The following is a 19,500-nucleotide window of genomic DNA, read 5'->3' on the forward strand; positions in this document are numbered from 1 at the left end:
CGCGCTACAACATTCTAAAAAACCTATCCTGTAGCAGTTCTGCGGTTTTTGCTTTGCTGGGGTATTATTCTGAGAGCAGTCATTCTTGTACTTTGTGCTCTCTTTTTTGGCAGGTTTATCAATCGGATTATTCTGTCTGTTGGTTACCCGTCTGCGCTCCGGTGCAAGGCGTAAGGCTTTGCTTGAGCGATTTAGCATTGAACCAGAAGCCCAATTTTTTTCCTACGAGGCTCAGATTGCCAGCGCAATCTCCAGCCAGTCGTCTACTCTGAACGACTTACAGGCCGAGGTAAATGACATTAATGGGGTACTACAGCGGGCCCCCATGGGGTATCTGAAGGTAGATCAAGAAAATCGGTTGTTATGGTGTAATGCGAAGGCCAGGTACCTACTGGGCATTGAACAGGTAGATTACGATGCCCCCAGGCTGCTATTGGCCATTGCCCGTTCCTATGAATTAGATCAGCTGGTAGAACAAACTCGCACCACCCAAACGGACTGTAAAAAAGATTGGACATTTCGTTCTATTTCGCCCGATCCGGCCCACGCATTGGAGCGTCCGGCCTATCCCCTCAGTGGCTATGGCATTCCTCTGCGCCAGGGAAATGTGGGTGTGTTTTTAGAAAATCGACAGGAAGCCGTGATGTTAGCGCAGCAGCGCGATCGCTGGACCTCTGATGTCGCCCACGAACTAAAAACCCCCCTCACCTCTATTCGACTGGTGGGGGAAACCCTGCGCAACCGTATCGATCCCGCCCTGGTCACCTGGGCGGATCGGCTCCTGCGGGAGGTCAATCGGCTCAGTGCCTTGGTGGATGACATGCTCAGCCTGAGTCATTTAGAACAGCAGCCACCCCAGCGCTTGGAAGATACGGATCTCGTCAAGCTGATTTACCAGGCTTGGCAGAGTTTGGAGCCCCAGGCCAAACTACACGATAAAAATCTGGAGTATCTCGGACCAGACTGTGCCATTGCCGCTTTAAATCGGGGGTTGGCCTATCGCATGGTGCTCAACCTGTTGGATAACGCCCTCAAATATAGCCCTGCCAATCAGACCATCTATGCCAAAATCCAGACGGCATCCCAAGGGACGATGGCCGGTCTACAGTTGGATGTATTTGACTGTGGTTCGGGGTTTTTAGAAAAGGACTTGCCCTTTGTCTTTGACCGTTTTTATCGTTCTGATAAATCCCGTACTCGGTCGGATACAAACGAAAATGGCACGGGGCTGGGCCTATCCATAGTGCATAAAATCGTTGAGTTTCATCGGGGCACAGTCCAAGCCCAAAACCACCCTGACACTGGTGGCGCTTGGTTAAAAATATGGCTACCCAAAAAACTCACCACATCAGATATGGACTATAGTGTGTCAGAGTAACGAGTTTCCTACGTAGAATTGCGGAAACTATATTTAAATTGCCTGATTTGTAGGTGCGAGGTTGTGTATAGGTAAGTGTAAAAATTGATATGGCATGCACCATTGATATGGCGTTCACCATTGATATGACATTCACCTAAAGTTTATTGTTCACGGTTTGAATTTGTAGGTTAATTAGCGTTTGTCTAAGCAATCATTACCCCAACCATCTTCCGATGAAAAGCTGCAAAAGCTCCTGTCCCAATGGGGGGTGGCTTCCAGGCGACAGGCCGAGCAGCTGATCATGGATGGGCATATCACCGTTAATGGGGTTAAGGCCCATATTGGTCAACGGGCTAATCCAGCGATAGATGATATTCGCATTGATGGTCGTTCCCTCAAACTCGAAAATCGGCCTGGCAAATGTTATCTACTGCTCAATAAGCCTCGGGGGGTGATGTCTACCTGTGACGACCCGCAGGGGCGTAAAACCGTGCTTGATTTACTGCCAGCTGAATTTGGAGATGTTCGTCTCCATCCTGTCGGTCGTTTGGACGCCGACTCAACCGGGGCCCTATTGCTCACCAACCATGGTCAGTTAACCCAAACCTTGACCCATCCCCGCCACCATATTGCCAAGACCTATCGAGTCACCGTAGAGGGGTGCCCAGCGGCTAAAACTGTTGAACAATGGTGTCAAGGGGTTAGTTTAGGCGGGCGTATGACTGCGCCTGCTAAGGTTAAGATATTGAATCGCAAACCACCCGCTCTTGTGGAAGTGATTTTGCGAGAGGGACGTAATCGTCAGATTCGTCGTGTGGCAGAGCAATTGGGCCATCCGGTGCTGAGGCTGCACCGCACCGCCATCGGCGATATCCATGTGGGGGATTTGCCCGTGGGCACCTGTCGAGAACTGACACCAGAAGAAGTTGAAAAACTCCTGGATCTTCTCTGACATTGGCTTCAAAGCCTCGTATGCTGGAACCACGCTGGCAATGTGCTTAAATTATTGAGATATATATCGATCCTATGAAACGCCAAGGCTACACGAGTAATTCGCAGCAAGAGCAACTGCTTGCCCTTGGCACCGTGCTGCGTGATGCCCGTGAATCCAGTGGTCAAAGTTTAGACGAGCTAGCGGCGAAGGTGTTGGTACGACCTCGGTTGTTGTTGGCTTTGGAAGAGGCTTACACCCATGAATTACCAGAGCCGATCTATGTACGGGGTATTATTCGACGCTACGGTGATGCCTTGGGTCTAGACGGGGAAACCCTGGCTAGAAACTATGTGGCCCCTCAGTCTGTCAAAGGTGGGTCTGGTGGGTGGTCGCAAGAGTCTGTTCAACTGCGCCCTTACCACCTGTATGGGGCCTATGTGGCGCTGATTGCTATTTCGGTGAGTGGGTTGTCCTATTTGATGCAGCGGGCAATTCCCCAAAATGCGGCGGAGCCAATTATTGATCCGGTGGCGGTGGAGCAGCTGACCCTACAGCCTAAAACCCCGAGCCCAGACAAAACGATCGCGGCCAAACCTGAGGAAAAGCCGGCACCGGAAGCACCGATTGTGATCAGTGCTGAGGTGGTGCAGCAATCTTGGGTCCGGGTGACCGCCGATGGGAGTCAGACCTATGAAGGGATTTTGCAGCAGGGAACGGAACGGTCTTGGACTGCGAAGGAATCTTTGACCATTCGGGCGGGCAATGCTGGGGGTGTGGTGATTACCTATAACCAGGGCAAGGCAGAGCCCATGGGTAAGCCTGGAACAGTGGTTGAGCAAACCTTTAAGCCCGGTGATGGGGAAGTGGCCGCATTGGCCCAGTAATTCACCGTTTTCTTGATGCTTTGGCCCCTATGCCCCTAGGGCTATGGGGCCAGGAGTTGTTTGACCTTTGACTCTGCACTTAGCCTAGGGGTTCTCCTTTTTTGATGGGCAAGGTGGCGGTTATGGTGGTGCCTGCGTTGGGCTGGCTGGCTAGTTGGATTTGTCCTTGATGGTTGGTGATGATGGCTTTTGCGATCGCTAATCCCAACCCAGAGCCTGCCCCATCTCGTCGACTGCGGGCCTTATCCACCCGATAAAACCGATCGAATACCTGCGCCTGCAGTTCCTGGGGAATGCCAATGCCCGTGTCCTGGACCGCAATGCTATGGGCCGTTTGCCCCTGGGCGTGGGTGACCGTCACTTGCCCTTGGGGGGTGTACTGGATGGCATTGCTAATCAGGTTGGTAAACAGCCGAATCAGCTGGTCCCGATCCCCCAAGAGATCCGGCGGGGGGGCTGGCAACGGATCCGGCGCTGTTGTCGCCGCTGGGCGATAGACCAAATCCAGCCCCTGGCGTTGGGCCACCAGGGTTTGTTCTTCGATCACGTCCGTGAGCAGCTGGTGCAGGTTCAACTCCTCTCGCTGCATGGGAATCAGCCCCCCATCCTGGCGGGCTAAAAATAAAAGATTGTCCACCAGTCGCCCCAGCCGTCGAGTTAGCCGTTCTACCACCTGGAGCTGACTGTGTTGAAAGTCTGCATCCGAATCGGCCAGGGCCACCTGCACATTGGTTTGGATCACCGCGATCGGGTTGCGCAATTCGTGGGAGGCATCGGCGGTAAACTGCTTGAGCTGTTGATAGGATTGGCGCACCGGAGCCATGGCCAGCCCCGATAGCAGCCAGCCAATGGTGCCCGTGGCCACAATTCCTAACCCGGACCAAAGACTCAGATCCATCACCAGCTGACGGCTGGGTTTACTCACCTCAAACCAGGGATGGCTCACCCGCAAATAGCCCAGCACCTGATTGTTGATCTGCACCCGGCGACTGATTTGCCGCAATACTTGGTCGTCGTTGTCAGTCTGACCGTGGTGAATATGGACGGTTTCTCCTGCCGCATTTACCTGCAACGGTAGCCCGGTGGGCACCGAGAGGGTGCTCCACTGGAGTTCACCATTGGGGGAAAACCATTCAATATCGATGTGGTCGTCTTCCAGGTTGGGGGCATTGTCTCGAAAACTATCGTCCACGTTGACCCTTAACGGAGCCCGGCCCGTGACGCCCGTGGATGTGAGCACCCGACTCGTAGACGGAGCGGCCGTTTCAATCACCAAAGAGCGCTGCACCACTTCCACCACATGGTTTAGGGTGTCGTCCACTCGCTCCACCAGGGTATTGCGCACATAGAAATAAACACCGCTGGCAAAAATTAGTAGCAGCACCGCCGTGACGCTGGTGTACCAAAGGGCCAGCCGTCGACGGGTGGTCTGAAACATGGGGGACTGGGCCAAGTGTAAAGTCTCCGCTAACTGGGCAATAGGGTTGGCCGTTGGGCCAAGCGTAAAGTCTCCGATAATTGGTCAATGGTGTTGGCCGTTGGGCCAAGTGTAAGGTCTCCGAAAAATGGGCAATGGTTTTGCTAATTGGGCTAAGTGTAGAGTCTTCGAAAAATGGGCAATGGTTTTGGCAATCGGGGGTAAGACTAGTCAGATCCTTAAGTTCGCGACATCATAGGATATGGAATACGCTTAATTGTCCTATCAATTTACCCCTGCCCCTCTGCACTATGACGGCTCAGCTAACAAAATCTTCTGCCATTCCTTCCGCCATTGAACATCAGCGTCAGTTCTTTGGGGCAGGCCACACTAAATCGGTCGAATTTCGTTTAGCTCAGCTGACTAGGTTAAAACAGGCGATTATTGATCGCCAGGCGGATATTGTGGCAGCGGTGAAGGCCGATTTGGGGCGGCCTGAATTTGAAGCGTATTTTGAAATTGCCACCATTTCGGAAATTAATCTGGCAATTAAAAAGCTGAAAACCTGGACGAAACCCAAACGGGTAAAGTCCACGTTGGAGAATTTTCCGTCATCGGCCTGGATTCAGCCGGAACCGCTGGGGGTGGTGCTTATTATTGGCCCTTGGAACTATCCGTTTCAGCTGATGATGTCGCCGTTGGTGGGTGCGATCGCAGCCGGTAACTGTGCCATCCTGAAACCGTCGGAACATGCCCCCGCCACCGCTAAGGTGGTGTCCGACCTCATTGCCGCCACCTATGAGCCAGGCTACATCACCGTATTTGAAGGGGATGCCGACACCAGCCAGCAGCTCTTAGCCGAAAAATTTGACCACATCTTTTTTACCGGTGGCACCGCCATTGGCCGCATCGTCATGGCCGCCGCCGCCAAACACCTCACCCCCGTCACCCTAGAGCTAGGCGGCAAGAGCCCCTGCATCATCGATGCCGACATTAACCTAGACCACGCTGCCCGGCGCATCGCCTGGGGTAAATTTATCAATGCGGGCCAAACCTGCATTGCCCCAGACTATTTACTCATTGACCACACCATCAAAGAGGCGTTTCTGGCCAAGCTCAAATCGGCCATTCACCATTTCTTTGGCCATAATCCAGCCCAGAGCCCGGATTTCAGCCGCATTATTAATCAACGACAGTTTGATCGATTAACCGCCCTACTGAACAGCGGCACTACGATTGTCGGTGGCGAAACCGACGCCAGTACCCGCTACATTGCCCCCACGGTGTTAGACAACGTCACCTGGGATTCGGCGGTGATGGCAGATGAAATCTTTGGCCCAATTTTGCCCGCATTAACCTACGAGACTCTGGACCAGGCCATCGCCCAAATCAATGGCCGCCCGAAGCCCCTGGCCCTGTATTTCTTTTCACGGGATCACGGAAAACAGCAACAGGTGCTCACGGAAACATCTTCTGGTGGGGTGTGTCTAAACGATACAGTGCTGCACATTGGGGTAAACGGTTTACCCTTTGGCGGGGTGGGGCAAAGCGGCATGGGCAGCTACCATGGCAAGGCCACATTTGACACCTTTTCCCACCACAAGAGTGTGCTTAAGAAGACATTTTGGTTTGACTTAGACTGGCGATATGCCCCCTATAATGCGTCTAAACTAGCGCAAATTAAAAAGCTAGTGGTGCGTTGACGACATCAGAGAATCAACCGTTTTGGCTGTGAGTGAGTGAGCAAGAAAATAATGGCCTACGATTTTAATCTGTTTGTCATCGGTGCAGGATCGGGGGGAATTGCAACGGCTAGGCGGGCGGCCCAATATGGCGCGAAGGTGGCAGTGGCGGAGGTGGATCGCCTGGGGGGAACCTGTGTTAACCGGGGCTGTGTGCCGAAAAAGCTCATGGTTTACGCCTCCCATTTTGCTAGCCATGTCCAGGAAGCCGCAGGCTACGGTTGGACCTTTGAGCCCGGTCAGTTTGACTGGAACCACATGATTCAGGCGGTTAACAACGAGGTCACTCGTCTGAACGGCATTTATCAACAGATGATTGACAATGCGGAAGTTGCCCTCTACCAGGGGCATGCCCGCTTTGTGGACGCCCACACCATCGATGTGGCTGGCAAAACGGTTACCGCTGAAAAGATTTTGATTGCGGTGGGGGGTAAGCCCCATCGACCAGAGATTCCAGGGATTGAGTTAGCCATTACGTCCGACGAGATTTTTCACCTGGCCCAGCAGCCTAAGCGCATGGTGATTTTTGGTGGCGGGTACATTGGCTGTGAATTTGCCTGCATTTTAAATGCCTTGGGCACAGAGGTGACCCAAATCATCCGTCGCGATAAAGTTTTGCGGGGATTTGATGACGATATTCGCACTGAGGTGCAAACGGCCATGGAGCGCCACGGCATTCGCATTGTCACCGATGAGCTGGTGAGCCTAGAGAAAACAGACTCTGGCCTGCAGGTGAATCTGAAAAATAACAATATGGTACTGGTCGATGTGGTGGGGCTGTCGGCCCTGGGGCGCAAACCCCGCCTCGATAATTTGGGGTTGAAAAATACCCGCGTAGAGGTGACCAATGGGGCCATTGCGGTGGATGCCCACAGTCAAACGACGGAATCGAATATCTATGCCGTCGGCGACTGCACCAATCGCATTAATCTCACACCGGTGGCCATCAGTGAAGGACGGGCCTTTGCCGATACTCTCTACGGTGGGCAACGCCGGGTGATGAACTACGACAATGTGCCTTCGGCGGTATTTACCACACCGGAAGTGGCCACCGTCGGGATAACGGAAGCGGAAGCCATTGAGAAGTATGGTGAAGTGGCCATCCGGGTCTATCGGTCTCGATTTCGACCGATGTACTACACATTGCCCCAGCTAGAAGAGAAAACGCTGATGAAGCTGATTGTGTATGTGCAAAACGATCGCATCCTGGGCGCCCACATGGTGGGTGATGGGGCGGCGGAAATTATTCAGGGTGTAGCGATCGCAATAAAAATGGGAGCAACCAAGGCTGACTTTGATGCCACGATTGGTATCCATCCCAGCTCTGCGGAAGAATTTGTCACGATGCGGTAGGTACGGATGCGAGTTAACCCAATGAAATCTATTTCCGGTGCATGGTTACTGTTGATCCTAATCACCACCGTTGGATGTATCCCTTATCCCATCGAAAAAAAGCTGCAACCAGAAACTAAAGCCACGATCTTGGATGAGAAAAACAAACCGGTCGAAGGGGCGCAGGTGAGTTTAATTGCCAGCTCATATCCCAACGGCATCGCCCAAGGCTATGAGCTCAAATTCACCAACAATGAAGGTCTGGTACAGTTTGACTCGAAATATCAGTGGCGCATAGAACTGCTAAGGCTTAATGGCGCCGAGATCTTTTTCTGGAACTGGTGTGTGTATAAAACAGGCTACGAAACCTATATGACCACATACCGCAGTGCCGATGACTGGCAAGATGCCTTTACCGTGCGGCTCAAACCCGGCGCTACCAGTGAGTGCAACTATCAACAATAGGTTGAGGCACCGGCCCATGGGCCTCACTGCCCGTCGCCTATTGCCAGTTGCCGACCATGACAAAGGGGGCCCAATAATAGGGATGGCTGTAGGCTGGATCGCTGCGTAGAGAGAGTTGGGCCCGTTGCAACGCCTGGGCGCGGGGTAGATTTTCTTCGGTGAGTAGGCGATAGAAGGTTTGCATCAGCCTTGCCGTGGCTTCATCATTGGCCGACCATAGGGTGGCCACGGTGGTGCGTGCCCCAGATCGGACGGCGACTCCGGCCATGCCTAGGGCCGCACGATCATCACCACTGGCCGTTTGACAGGCACTCAGCACCAGTAGCTCAATCGGTTCTTGATCGCCGCTGGGAAACAATTGATTTAACTCTCGCAACCCAATGCGCTGGTCCCAGGCCAATAGAAACGTTTTGTCTGGAGAGGAGCTAAACTGCCCGTGGGTGGCGAGGTGAACAATATTGGCGGAGGTTTTGTGGATGGTGTCAAAGAAGTTGGCTTTGGTAAAGGTTTCGTTGAGTAGGCTATCGGTTTCGATGAGGTTATCAATGTAGGTCAATTCTTGTTTCACCGCCGGGAGAGCCGAGAAAATGTCACGGGCTTCGGATAGCCCTGCGGTGAATGCCGTGAGGGAGTTCATGGTTTCAAACGGCTGGGAGTTGAGCAGCTGCATCCCTGGGGTAAGGGAGATGCGATATTTGTCGACTAGGTATTGTTTCCCATCGTGCAAAATGGCCATGGGCAAACTGCGCAAAAATTTGTCGGGCACAAAGACCAGGGTGGTAATTTTTTGTTGTTCTAGTTCATTTTCTATGGGTCGCACTAGCCAGTCATAAAGGTCTTGGGCTAGGGGCAAACTGGCTGTGGCCCGTTGACTGGGGTGCAGCTTGAAGAAAATGGATTCAAAAAATTGTTGCTGTTCTGTTTCTGGAAAATCTTGGCTGTAGTGGTATAACGGCTGACCGGGTAGAGAGGCAATCACCTCCAGGCGTTGATCTAGCAGGATGGGGTAGATGATGGTGGCCTGGGGGTCAATTTTTTCGATGGGGCGGGTTTGGTAGGTGAGGCAGGCTTCTCGAAAATAGTTTTGTAGTTCTGCCAGCTGAAATGATTCGATGACGTTTCTGGCCTGGACTAAATGTTGTTGCTGTTGTGGTTGTGGCTGTTGGTCCACGTCTGTCAATAAGAGATCCACCAGCTGACGGTACACCGGTTCCACTTGCTCGCGGAAGGAGAATTGGACTTCCGGGTTCATGGTCACCAGGTCTTGTTGGATCGCCTCTAGGGCGTTGACGGCTTCGGTGTAGGCGAGAATGGCCTGGTCTGATTGTCCTTGGGCCACCTGCAGTCGGCCCTGCTGCCATTGCCATTTGGCCGCCATATCTAGGGATCGGGTCTGCTGCGCCAGTTGCAGGGCCTCTCGAGTAAGGGAACTGGCCTCGGACCAGCGTTCTGCGATTTCGTACAGGTGCCCCAGTTGGCCCAAGGCATAGGATTTGGCTCGCTGATCGGCCAGGGTCTCGGCGGTCTGTACGGCATGGGCCAGGAGCTGGGCCGTGGCGGTAAGTTGGGCTGCGTTATCGGTGGCCTGGGCGGCTGCGATCGCAATGTTGGCGGCATTCACCTGGGCATACACCCCCCAACGGCTGGGGGGCTGGGCCTGTAGCCGCTGTTCTAGGTCCGGCAGGGCCGGGATGAGCGTAGCCCACTGGCTTTGCTGTTGCCAAAGGCTAAATTGCAAAAGGCTTGCTTCTAGCTGGGTGCGGGCATTGGCCTGGGGGGAGAGAGTCTGGAGCAGGGCTGTGGCGGCATCGTTTTCGCCTAAGGCCGCCTGGGTTTTTGCCAAACTAAGCTGTAATTCTGCCATGGTCTGGGGATTGGCCGGCAGGGATTGGGCCGTATCCATAGCCTGATTGAGTAACGCTTTAGCCTCGGCCAGGTCGCCCACGGTGCGTAAAATAACGGCCAGGCTTTGTTGCGATCGCACCTGTAGCCAGGAAGGCTCCAAACTAGCCAAATCCCCATTCAACTGTTCTAGCTGTTGGCGTGCCCGCCGATAGTAGCCCAGACTACGCAGGGCCTGGGCCTGGTTGATCTGCGTTCTCACCAAAGGTTGGGTCGCCTTTTGCTGACGGTAAATTTGTTCCGCTTGTTTCCACGTATCCAGCGCCGCTTCCGCCTGGCCAATCTGGAGCTGAAGGCTGCCTTGGGTGTTAAGCACCTGGGCGCGAAGAAACTGGGTCTGTCCAGCGGTCGGCTCCATTGCTGCTAACTGCGCCATGGCCTGTTCAATTTCCAGGGCGGCAGCCTCCCATTGCCCCAAAGCCTGATGACCAATGGCTAAATAGTTGTGGGCAACGGCTCGTTGCCCCAGGGACTCTCCCTGCGTTGCCTGTTGCCACTGGGTAATGGCGGCACTAAATTGGCCCTCATCGTAATATTGTTTCCCCAGCTCTAGGGCCGTTAAATTTGGCGCAGATGATCTCGCACTTGTTTGGGCCATGGAGGGGGCTGTCCCCAGGTGGCTCAATACTAAACACCCGCAGATCAGCATCCCTAACCCGGCATAAACCCAAGGCTTGAGCCACTGGTAGACCAAGGCTCTCCTAAAAGCACCGACTATTCGGTTCATCGCTTGAGTTTTCATTCCGATCCCCCTCCCAAACAGGCCGTGGTCGAAGCAGTTGTGTTAATGGGTGCCGTGAGCATCACCTCCCCTGCGCGATTACGGCTCCACAGGGTGGCCTCAACGGGGGGGTGAGGTGCAATCGGCGCCAACGGGGAGGCCATCGTGGAACGCTCCATCGGACTCTCCTCATTGTTATGGGTAGGGCTCAGTTCAAAGGCCTGGAGCAAAATATCTTCTGCGATAGACTGGTCCGGGCCGATGGGGACACCGCCCCGCCCCGTAGCGACAAAGTGGGCGGTTGTATCCGCCATACATCCCGCAACAATTTGACTAGATGGGTCTACTAAGTCAGTAGGCAGGGCCGTTAAACCAGCTTCTGGATTTAGCACCAGAGGGCGAATATTGACCGCACCATTTAAGCCAAACTCAGAGCTGGCAGAAATATCGTTTTTAGGGGTGAGATAGTCGCGAAGCTCCAGGCCCAATAGTCCTTGGGTTGCAATATTAATGTTCCCGCCATTGCCCCGCATGGCATTAGCCGTAATGTCGCTGTTGCCGTTGCCTAGCAAAATAGGCGCAGCAATGCGAATGTTGCCCCCCGTAGCCCTGTCAGTGGCATTGGTGGTGATATGACTATGGTTATTCAGCACAATATAACGATCTGTCGTGATATCAATATTTCCCCGATTACCTGCTGCGACCTGGGCCGTAATCATGGCATCATTCGACATTAGTAAACTATCAGCAACTAGATTAATGTTACCTGCGGTGCCGCTGGCGCCACTGTTTACGGTCAATTGGCCGCCGTCTCTCAGTTCCAAGGCACCTTGGGCATAGATATTGATGGTGCCGGCATCAAATTCACCGATGGACTGAGCACTAATTTCACTGACGATTTGGCTGCCGTCGGCACTGCGTCCCTGAATCTGGAGGGTGTTAACCGTTGCATTAATCTTTCCAGCATTGCCCTGTCCTGCGGTTTGGCTGTTGAACTGTCCACCTGCCTGCAAGGCAACAGTATCTGCATTTATGTTGATATTGCCCCCATTGCCGATGCCATTGGAGTCAACAGAGGTGGAAATTTTTGCGACAGTAGGTTCTGAATGATCGTTCACCACCGCTCCGGAGAGATTAATATCGACCGCATCAATAGTGATGTCCCCAGCACTTCCGATGCCATTGGTGGAACTCATAATTTGACCACCATGGAGAACGCTCAGATGTCCTGTGGTAATACCAATGTTACCGCCGTTGCCAATGCCCGTACGTTCGACAGATGTGGTGATACCTGTTGGGAAATCATTCATAGATGACACTCCAGAGCCATCGATAATGGCCTCATCTGCTACTTGTAATTGAATATTGCCCCCGTTGCCATGGCTAAGTGTATTGGCTAAAATTTGCCCCCCCTGGCGTAGCTGAAGCTGCTCAGATTGAATATTAATATCTCCCGCTGAACCCATGGCGTCGAAATCAACGGTTGTGTATATCGCTGAACCGTGGGTTGGCCTGTATCTTCGTTCTTCTAAAGACGTGGGCAGTGGGGAACTGCCCCTAATATCTATATTTTCCGCTTGGATGGTGATATTGCCAGTATTACCGATATCGTCGGTTTGAGAATATATTTGCCCACCATTAATAAGATGTAGGGACGCTGTTTCTATGGAAATATCGCCTGCTATATTTTCGATGCCGTCTATATTTTGTTGAGTAAACGAAGATGCTGTCGTTTCGTAAGCAGGATCAATAAACGTACGGATACCAGCGCTACTGGTAAACGTGGCGACGCCGCTTGCCCATGGATTGATTGGATTTAGCTCTCCCTCGATGATGATTTCGTTCGTAGCCCTTAGGGTAATATCTCCGCTATTACCTCTTTCGAACGCAATCCCTGAAATACTAGCTCCCCCACGGATAACTAACCGCTCTGTATCAACGGTGATATTACCAGCGTTGCCTGCAGCGGAAGGTTCTAAAAAAGTGCTTAAATTAGCTCCAAAATATTCTCCTAGGCCGTCCATAATAATTTCTTCTGTTGCGCTTAAAGAGATATTTCCGCCAGCGTCTACATTTCTTGAGTCATTATCTGCTGAAATAAATGCGCTTTCACTAATATAAGCTCGATCAAACTGAAGGTTAATATCTCCACCGGTGGCAGCACCTATCCACACATCGGTGTAAATATCGCTGAAATCACCCATGTTCAGAGAACTGCCCTGTAGAGTTATATTGCCAATGGTATTGCTATCACCCATGTAGCTGCTTATTGCAATGTCTCCCATCCCTTGAATAGAGATATTATTTGCATTGATAAAAATATCCCCTCCATGTATCTCCTGTCCGAAATCAATCAGGCTCAAGATGGCACCTTTATCTTGGATGAGGACATTACTTGCATGAATAATAATGTTGCCTCCGTCCACATTTTCCCCTTCTATCAAATCACTACTGATTAATCCATTCTCATTAACGAGAACAGTATTTGCGTCGATGACAATATCCCCTCCCGTAACCCCTTCGCCAAGCTCCACTTGACTGTAAATTTCTGCTTCAGCTTGAACCAGAACAGTGTGGGCTTCTATACGAATATCAGCTCCGGTTACATGCTCATCAGCCACCATGAGGCTAGCTATTTCGCTTGGCAGGTAGATGTCATTGTCGCTATCACCTCGAACGGTCAGAGCATCCGTGGCTTGGATGTGCAAAGAGCGATCGCCCGATGTGTGATCTTGAATGGATAGACTGGAACCCCCTAACACGCTTATATTTTGCCCAACCAGCTGGGCACTGGAGGCGCGAGATACTTCAGACCCTTGGTCAATTGAAATATCATTAAATGTATCGATATTACTGTAATCAAAAGACCACCCAGACCCATGGGGCAATAGGTTAACGGTGCCACTCTGGGCCACACTGCCTAGGGCGTTGTGGCCCCCAGCCTTAATATCAGCACCATTCAGGTTGATAGCTCCCCCTACTAAGGCAGCTGTGCCATGGTCTCCTGAAACCGCGATGGTTCCTCGATGTGCAATGGGGTTGGGCGTAGCGCCAAAATTTAGACCGATGGGAGCACTCATGGTCAACAGTGGAACCCGATCTGGCGCTGTGGCACTAAAGGCAAAACCATCTTGAAAGAGAAGACTATCAGCCGTGCTAGCGACAAAGGACCCTGGCAAAAAGATGGAAGCATTTTCACCAAACGTGATGCCGTTTGGATTGATTAAAAAGACATCGGGGGCAGGGGTGCCTGGGTCTTGGAAAATTCCAATCCTGCCATCAATGAATGAATTGGATGTGCCTGTGACACGATTGACAATTATCTCAACAGAGCGGGTATCAATTGAGTGGTTAAGGCTGTCCCTGAGGTTGAAGTAAACGTTCTGTGTGCCAGGGGAAAATGCTTCAAAGCTGTGAAATAAAACTGCCCCATCATTCGAGCTATGGCGCAGCGTTCCTTCGGTAATGAGTAAGTTGCCCGCTGCGTTGACACCTAGAGCAGTGTCCGTAGTGCCATCGATAGAGACCTGTGCATGGCTTGGTAAACAATGCCCGAAGACGTTGGTAACCGCTGTTGTTAAGAAGACTGCAGAGGAACCCCAGCATTTTTTCCACCTTCTACGACTAGGCACATGTGAAATATCGTTCATGCTGGGGGAACATTCTGGGATTTTGATGGCTGAGTGATTCTACAGACTCAGTTATCAGTAATTTAAACCAGATTATTCCTCTCTTCTTTAAAGACTTATCCCATCTGTTCGGTATATTATAAATTTTGTCATACTAAAACTCAGAGGCCGACTAGAGTTCAAAAAATATTGATATATCGCATTTTCCCCCTACCTTGGCGGCCCCAAAGCCTGGATCAACTTGCCTATAGCTGACGAGAACCGGCGCTTAGAAAGTCAATAAATGGAGCGATTGTTGACTTGGGATATTGATGCCACACGGCGGCTAATGAGACAACCTGGATGTTGGGCACAATGGGGCGAAACGCAATGTCGGGTCGGGAATGGCTGTGGCTAATGGAAATAGGCACAACTGATAGGCCTAACCCGGATGCGACTAGGCTCATTAACAAACGACTATCTGAAATAGTCTGTTTAATTTGACTTTGAAGGTCAGCATATTGCCCATGGGCCATGAGAATTTGAGAATGATGGTCGTTCATTACCAGTGGGCTTTGGGAAATGTCGGCCAGGGTAATTTGTGGTTGGGCGGCGAGGGGGTGTTCTGCGGGTAACGCGATCACCAGGGATTCTTCTACTAGGGTCTGGGCCTTGATGTCTTTGGGGATTGTGGGGGGAACAAGAAACCCCATGTCGATGTGGCCTAGCCTTAATGCTGTTAACTGTTGAGAACCGCTCAGTTCGTGGATTTTGAACTCAATATCTGTGTATTGTCTTTGGTATGAGCTAATTAACTGAACGGCGCGATCGCACGCTGGAGCGGCGCTATCAATACCAATGGATAAGTGCCCCACCAACCCTTGTTCAACCAGCTGCACAGCCTGCATACTATTTTCCATTTGCTGCAAAATGCTCTTTGCAGTTTCTGCAAAAATCTGCCCCGCATCCGTCAGCCGAATCCTAGGACGAGTACGCTCAAACAACTTCACATTCAATTGAGACTCCAAACGCTGCACCTGTCGGCTCAGGGGAGGTTGGGCGATACCCAAGCGTTCAGCCGCCTGACTAAAGCTCATCTCCTCGGCAATAATCAAAAATGTCTGGAGATTTCTAAAACTTAACGAAGTATCCTGTAAAAACTGAGAAGATTTCATGTTGCCAAAAATAACCACAAGCGCGTTGCTAGAGATCTTTACAGGTCCTGAAAATACCCCCAGCGGTATACTTGCGATCATATTCTGAGCTACCAGAAATACCTGTATGGAACTGTATGTTTAAAGCCGCTTATATGTATGATCCTTGGTCACTATTGTGTGATTTTACGGTTTCAAAGCAGTCCGTAGCCATGTCGAAAATTATTCATAGCTGCCAAGCCTAAGTATATTTTGGTGAATCTTAAGGGCATCCTAATAACCAAGGGGGACATAGCTGTGCTTAAAAAGAAGACATCAGCCCATTGGATGGCCATGGCCAATTAGTAACGATGCGCTCGTCTACCTAGCTATGCTGAATGGCAGAAAGCCTTAACTTGAAAGGATAATAGCTACGAGCAACATCTATGGACCCAGACAAAACTAGCTTAGAGCAGCCCTACTAATGCTTCCCAATGGACCACCATTGAGTGGCTTAAGGCTACAGTGATTGTACGGAAACATCCGTACAAACCTATATGTCTAGTCAATCAGTTTGTATGATTGTCCTTAAGTTGTGATTTGATTGCGTGAAGTGCGTGTACGTGATGATTCTCAAGCTCCTTTAGAAAGCATACCTACAGCGGCCCTGAATCAGGTTCAAAAGCTTTTAGACCCCCATCAGCTCACAACGATCCAAAAGCAACTGATTGAGCATTGCTGGATCGGCGTTACTTATCAAGAAATTGCCACAGTTACTGGTTATGAAGATAACTATGTACGCGCAGTGGGGGCTCAGCTTTGGCAAGCGCTATCCCAATCTTTAGATATCAAAGTTACAAAATCCAATTTTCGTTCTGTTGTGCAACAGCACCTAACTGCTGTCAGCAGTCATCCCCCCGACGCCTTAGAATTTCCCCAAGGGCAGGTTCCCCTGGGTTCTAAGGCCTATATTGTGCGGGGAGACCTAGAATCTATTTGCAATGAAAGCGTTACTAAGCCTGGGGCACTGATTCGGATTCGAGCCCCGAAGCAAATGGGTAAAACATCCTTGATGGCTCGGATTCTAGATTTTGCCAGACAGCAAGACTATGCCACGGTCACCCTGAATTTAGAGCTGGCTAGCACAGATGTTTTAAATCAAAATAGCGATTTCTTGCGCTGGTTTTGCGTGATTGTTGGTAGGGCTCTGCGCTTGCCTAACCGTTTAGACGACTATTGGGAACCCGTATGTGGCAGTCGCTCGAACTGCACTGAATATTTTGAAGCCTATCTGCTACCAGAGTTATCTCGCCCCTTAGTGTTGGCATTAGATAACATTGATGCTGTTTTTAACTACCCGACCATTGCAACCGAGCTATTTGGCATGTTGCGAGCCTGGTATGAAAGTGCCCGATACGGTGGTCCTGAAAGTGAAATTTGGCAACAGCTACGTTTGGTTACGGTCTATTCAACTGAAGTTTATATTCCTTTAGACATTCACCAATCTCCCTTTAATGTAGGCTTGCCTATTAAGTTGCCACCATTCACCCTTGAACAAGTGCAGGATTTGGTGCAACGCCATCAGCTTAATTGGACAATTAACGATATCGAAAAGCTGATGAACCTGGTAGGAGGGCATCCTTATCTAATTCGGATAACGCTATACCATGCAAAAAAACAATCTCTTTCTATGGATGAGATTGTTGAAACAGCCCTAAGTACTGCAGGCATATATAGTAATCATCTTGAGAAGAAGTTTTGGGCAATACAAAGCTGCCCAAAACTATTAGCGGCAATGACTCAGTTGATTATTGAGAACGACATTTCCTTATTTACACCCGTCACTCGTTTAAAGCTCTCTGGCATGGGACTGATCGACATTCAGGACAACAAAATAACAGTTATATGTAATCTCTATCGTCAATACTTTCAAGTCATGTTAAGTAAAAAAAACACATAGAATAGATGTAAATGCATATACGAGTTGTTTAACTTAGGAGCTGTTAAGGAACTACTTTACGGTTTAAGCCTGAAAAGCCTGTTAAGTCCTGATTTAAATGCACAGGGCCACGATTTTAATTTTTGACAAGCCCTTACCTCAACTCTTAGTCTAATAGACTTGCTACATTGGCAGCATTTTAATGCTGTCTATAACTGAATGCCGCTCAATATCTATTTAGGCCCAAGGCTTTTCATGTTGCCAATTTAAGTCTAAAGAGAGTCTCCTATGGTATTTGAATGGGGACTGACCTTATGCAAAATTTAAGTTAGCTCAAATGGAAGAGTCTCCCCTATAGATATTGTTGCTTGGCACCCTAAACGATTACTAAAATGTTGCATCAATATATAAAGTGTCGAGTTAAATCAATATAGTCTTCGGTATTACATATACCTGATTTGCATGACAGAAGTCTAATAGGTGAACATTAAGCAAGCCGGAACTCTCAATTCATAGAACCTTCAGCTCCTGAGTTCACTTTTGAAAATTAATGAAAAGGTTAGGACAACTTACAGACAACAATAGAACTCATACATTTTCATACAGTAATTACCATGGCACAAACTATATCATTCAGCTCGGAATTGATTTAACAAGTAAGTACATTTCGGAGAACGTTAAATAATGGTTGAACTAACAGGAAACTTTCAAGGCACTGGTAAAAAAGATTCCTATATGGGGAAAATCAAAAACATTAGTCAGTTAGATATCAGTGGTTTCGATGGAGATTTTTTTACAGGCATTGCAGCTGATGATCTCACCATCAGAAGTCGTGGTGGCAATGATTTCATTAAAGCAGTCACCAATTTCACCGTAGATTTCGATACATATTCGGGGCCATCACTGAGTGTCGGTTCCATTGGCATTGGCATGCAATCGGCTGACATTAAAATGGGTAAGGGAAGAGATAATCTCTCCATAGCCAGTAAAGTGGCATCGATAAATAGATCCAACGCAATTGGGCTTTCGGAGTCTTCGATTGATATGGGGTCGGGTCGGGATATTGTTGACATTAAAGCATTTTCTACCAACCTTGGGTTTGTCTATTTCCCTAATGTGAAAGCCTCTGGTGTAGCCAATAGTACCCTAGACGCTGGTAAAGGAGATGATACTGTTAACATCAACACAAAGGTTCTAGGTAAGTCCCTGAGAGGGAACAGCTATAGGTTGAGCGAATTATCTGCTTATGGTGTAGATCAAGGCACTATATTAGGTGGCGAAGGTAGCGATGTTATAAACATTTCTACCGTGGTAAATCTCGACCCTGAAGTAGCAACAGACGAAGTTCAGTCAGGAGTTAGGACGATAGCTGTTGGCATTGGTAATGGGTCAACTGTCAATGGTGGAGACAATGACGATACGATCAACATTAAGGTTTCTGTTGATCGTCTAACTGCCCCATCTGGAGGATCTGTTCCAGGAATTCGAGAGCGTTTTATAGGTGTCTATGGTGGCTCCAAAGTATATGGTGGAGCCGGTAATGACTCCATTTCCATTGAGGTTACAAGAGACGCATCGCAAACAATAGCAGTGGGGGTGAACAACTCCAGAGTGTCAGGCGGTAGTGGTGACGACCGTCTTTATATTCGTGGGGTCAACTTGGACTTGGACGACGCTTTGATTACCGGTGGGAAGGGCAAGGATATTTTTAACACTGGCATTGGCGAAGCAACTATTTCTGGCGGGAAGGGTACTGATTTGATCAAGCTCAACTTTTTTGATAGTGACACCATGTCCATTGAACTATTGGGAGAAAATAGTATTCAAATCACCGGCACCCAGGATAAGTTAGGTAATAGCGATAGTTGGACCCAAACGATTAACGATGTTGAACAATATTCTATTGGCGGTAAGACTTACAATGCAGCTAAGGTAGTGAATGTTCTCAGCTAATGCAATTGCTGATTGTTTTTAATAGTACTCAATGAGTATCAAACACTGTCTCGAAAGTAGTGCGATAAGGCTGCCTGATTCTGGGTAAGCAATCCTACGAATCTAGGGAG

12 protein-coding genes are annotated in these 19,500 nt (G+C 49.8%); 8 read left to right on the top strand and 4 right to left on the bottom strand.

Annotated features, from left to right (window positions below):
• Positions 1-178: 178 nt before the first annotated feature.
• The 3 genes from IXB28_RS15575 (at position 179) to IXB28_RS15585 (ending at position 3,178) form a co-directional block, all read left to right on the top strand.
• Positions 179-1,378, top strand: coding sequence for a sensor histidine kinase (locus IXB28_RS15575; protein ID WP_246559821.1), 1,200 nt, complete (start codon positions 179-181; stop codon positions 1,376-1,378).
• 181 nt (positions 1,379-1,559) lie between these two features.
• On the top strand, positions 1,560-2,312 hold the full coding sequence (locus IXB28_RS15580) for a pseudouridine synthase (RefSeq protein ID WP_246559822.1): 753 nt from the start codon (positions 1,560-1,562) through the stop codon (positions 2,310-2,312).
• Positions 2,313-2,386: 74 nt separating this feature from the next.
• Complete coding sequence (locus IXB28_RS15585) at positions 2,387-3,178, top strand: helix-turn-helix domain-containing protein (RefSeq protein ID WP_215619532.1); 792 nt, start codon at positions 2,387-2,389, stop codon at positions 3,176-3,178.
• Positions 3,179-3,257: 79 nt separating this feature from the next.
• On the opposite strand, the gene IXB28_RS15590 is transcribed toward IXB28_RS15585, so the two are convergent.
• A complete protein-coding gene (locus tag IXB28_RS15590) occupies positions 3,258-4,616 on the bottom strand; it encodes a sensor histidine kinase (RefSeq protein ID WP_215619533.1) in 1,359 nt (452 codons plus the stop codon).
• A 290-nt stretch (positions 4,617-4,906) separates the two neighbouring features.
• Here IXB28_RS15590 and IXB28_RS15595 point away from each other — a divergent pair, with 290 nt between their 5' ends.
• Genes IXB28_RS15595 through IXB28_RS15605 form a run of 3 tightly spaced genes read left to right on the top strand, consistent with a single transcriptional unit; the run spans position 4,907 to position 8,134 of the window.
• The gene (locus IXB28_RS15595; protein WP_215619534.1) at positions 4,907-6,298 is read left to right on the top strand and encodes an aldehyde dehydrogenase; all 1,392 of its coding nucleotides are present in this window, start codon (positions 4,907-4,909) and stop codon (positions 6,296-6,298) included.
• A 51-nt stretch (positions 6,299-6,349) separates the two neighbouring features.
• Complete coding sequence (gene gorA / locus IXB28_RS15600) at positions 6,350-7,690, top strand: glutathione-disulfide reductase (protein ID WP_215619535.1); 1,341 nt, start codon at positions 6,350-6,352, stop codon at positions 7,688-7,690.
• A gap of 21 nt (positions 7,691-7,711) precedes the next feature.
• Entirely contained in the window at positions 7,712-8,134 is a 423-nt protein-coding gene (locus tag IXB28_RS15605; RefSeq protein WP_215619536.1) for a hypothetical protein, read from the top strand.
• 37 nt (positions 8,135-8,171) lie between these two features.
• Here IXB28_RS15605 and IXB28_RS15610 read toward each other — a convergent pair whose 3' ends face one another.
• From IXB28_RS15610 to IXB28_RS15620, 3 genes are all read right to left on the bottom strand, one after another.
• Positions 8,172-10,778 carry a CHAT domain-containing protein gene (locus tag IXB28_RS15610; protein WP_215619537.1) on the bottom strand — a complete coding sequence of 869 codons (2,607 nt, stop codon included), beginning with the start codon at positions 10,776-10,778 and terminating at the stop codon, positions 8,172-8,174.
• Entirely contained in the window at positions 10,775-14,407 is a 3,633-nt protein-coding gene (locus tag IXB28_RS15615) for a two-partner secretion domain-containing protein (protein WP_215619538.1), read from the bottom strand. Before IXB28_RS15615 ends, IXB28_RS15610 begins: the two co-directional genes overlap by 4 nt.
• A gap of 224 nt (positions 14,408-14,631) precedes the next feature.
• Positions 14,632-15,540, bottom strand: coding sequence for a LysR family transcriptional regulator (locus IXB28_RS15620; protein WP_215619539.1), 909 nt, complete (start codon positions 15,538-15,540; stop codon positions 14,632-14,634).
• A gap of 571 nt (positions 15,541-16,111) precedes the next feature.
• Here IXB28_RS15620 and IXB28_RS15625 point away from each other — a divergent pair.
• Together IXB28_RS15625 and IXB28_RS15630 are read left to right on the top strand one after the other, a co-directional pair.
• Complete coding sequence (locus IXB28_RS15625) at positions 16,112-17,458, top strand: AAA-like domain-containing protein (protein ID WP_215619540.1); 1,347 nt, start codon at positions 16,112-16,114, stop codon at positions 17,456-17,458.
• A gap of 663 nt (positions 17,459-18,121) precedes the next feature.
• Positions 18,122-19,390, top strand: coding sequence for a hypothetical protein (locus tag IXB28_RS15630; protein ID WP_215619541.1), 1,269 nt, complete (start codon positions 18,122-18,124; stop codon positions 19,388-19,390).
• Positions 19,391-19,500 lie beyond the last annotated feature (110 nt).

Source organism: Leptothoe kymatousa TAU-MAC 1615 (genome assembly GCF_018739865.1).
Classification (GTDB): Bacteria; Cyanobacteriota; Cyanobacteriia; order Phormidesmidales; family Phormidesmidaceae; genus Leptothoe; species Leptothoe kymatousa.

What these genes read in the sequence shown, in the direction of transcription:
- IXB28_RS15615 (WP_215619538.1), bottom strand. Translation starts at nt 14,407, where the DNA reads ATGAACGATATTTCACATGTGCCTAGTCGTAGAAGGTGGAAAAAATGC.
- IXB28_RS15610 (WP_215619537.1), bottom strand. Translation starts at nt 10,778, where the DNA reads ATGAAAACTCAAGCGATGAACCGAATAGTCGGTGCTTTTAGGAGAGCC.
- IXB28_RS15595 (WP_215619534.1), top strand. Translation starts at nt 4,907, where the DNA reads ATGACGGCTCAGCTAACAAAATCTTCTGCCATTCCTTCCGCCATTGAA.
- IXB28_RS15590 (WP_215619533.1), bottom strand. Translation starts at nt 4,616, where the DNA reads ATGTTTCAGACCACCCGTCGACGGCTGGCCCTTTGGTACACCAGCGTC.
- IXB28_RS15620 (WP_215619539.1), bottom strand. Translation starts at nt 15,540, where the DNA reads ATGAAATCTTCTCAGTTTTTACAGGATACTTCGTTAAGTTTTAGAAAT.
- IXB28_RS15630 (WP_215619541.1), top strand. Translation starts at nt 18,122, where the DNA reads ATGGTTGAACTAACAGGAAACTTTCAAGGCACTGGTAAAAAAGATTCC.
- IXB28_RS15605 (WP_215619536.1), top strand. Translation starts at nt 7,712, where the DNA reads ATGAAATCTATTTCCGGTGCATGGTTACTGTTGATCCTAATCACCACC.
- gorA (WP_215619535.1), top strand. Translation starts at nt 6,350, where the DNA reads ATGGCCTACGATTTTAATCTGTTTGTCATCGGTGCAGGATCGGGGGGA.
- IXB28_RS15585 (WP_215619532.1), top strand. Translation starts at nt 2,387, where the DNA reads ATGAAACGCCAAGGCTACACGAGTAATTCGCAGCAAGAGCAACTGCTT.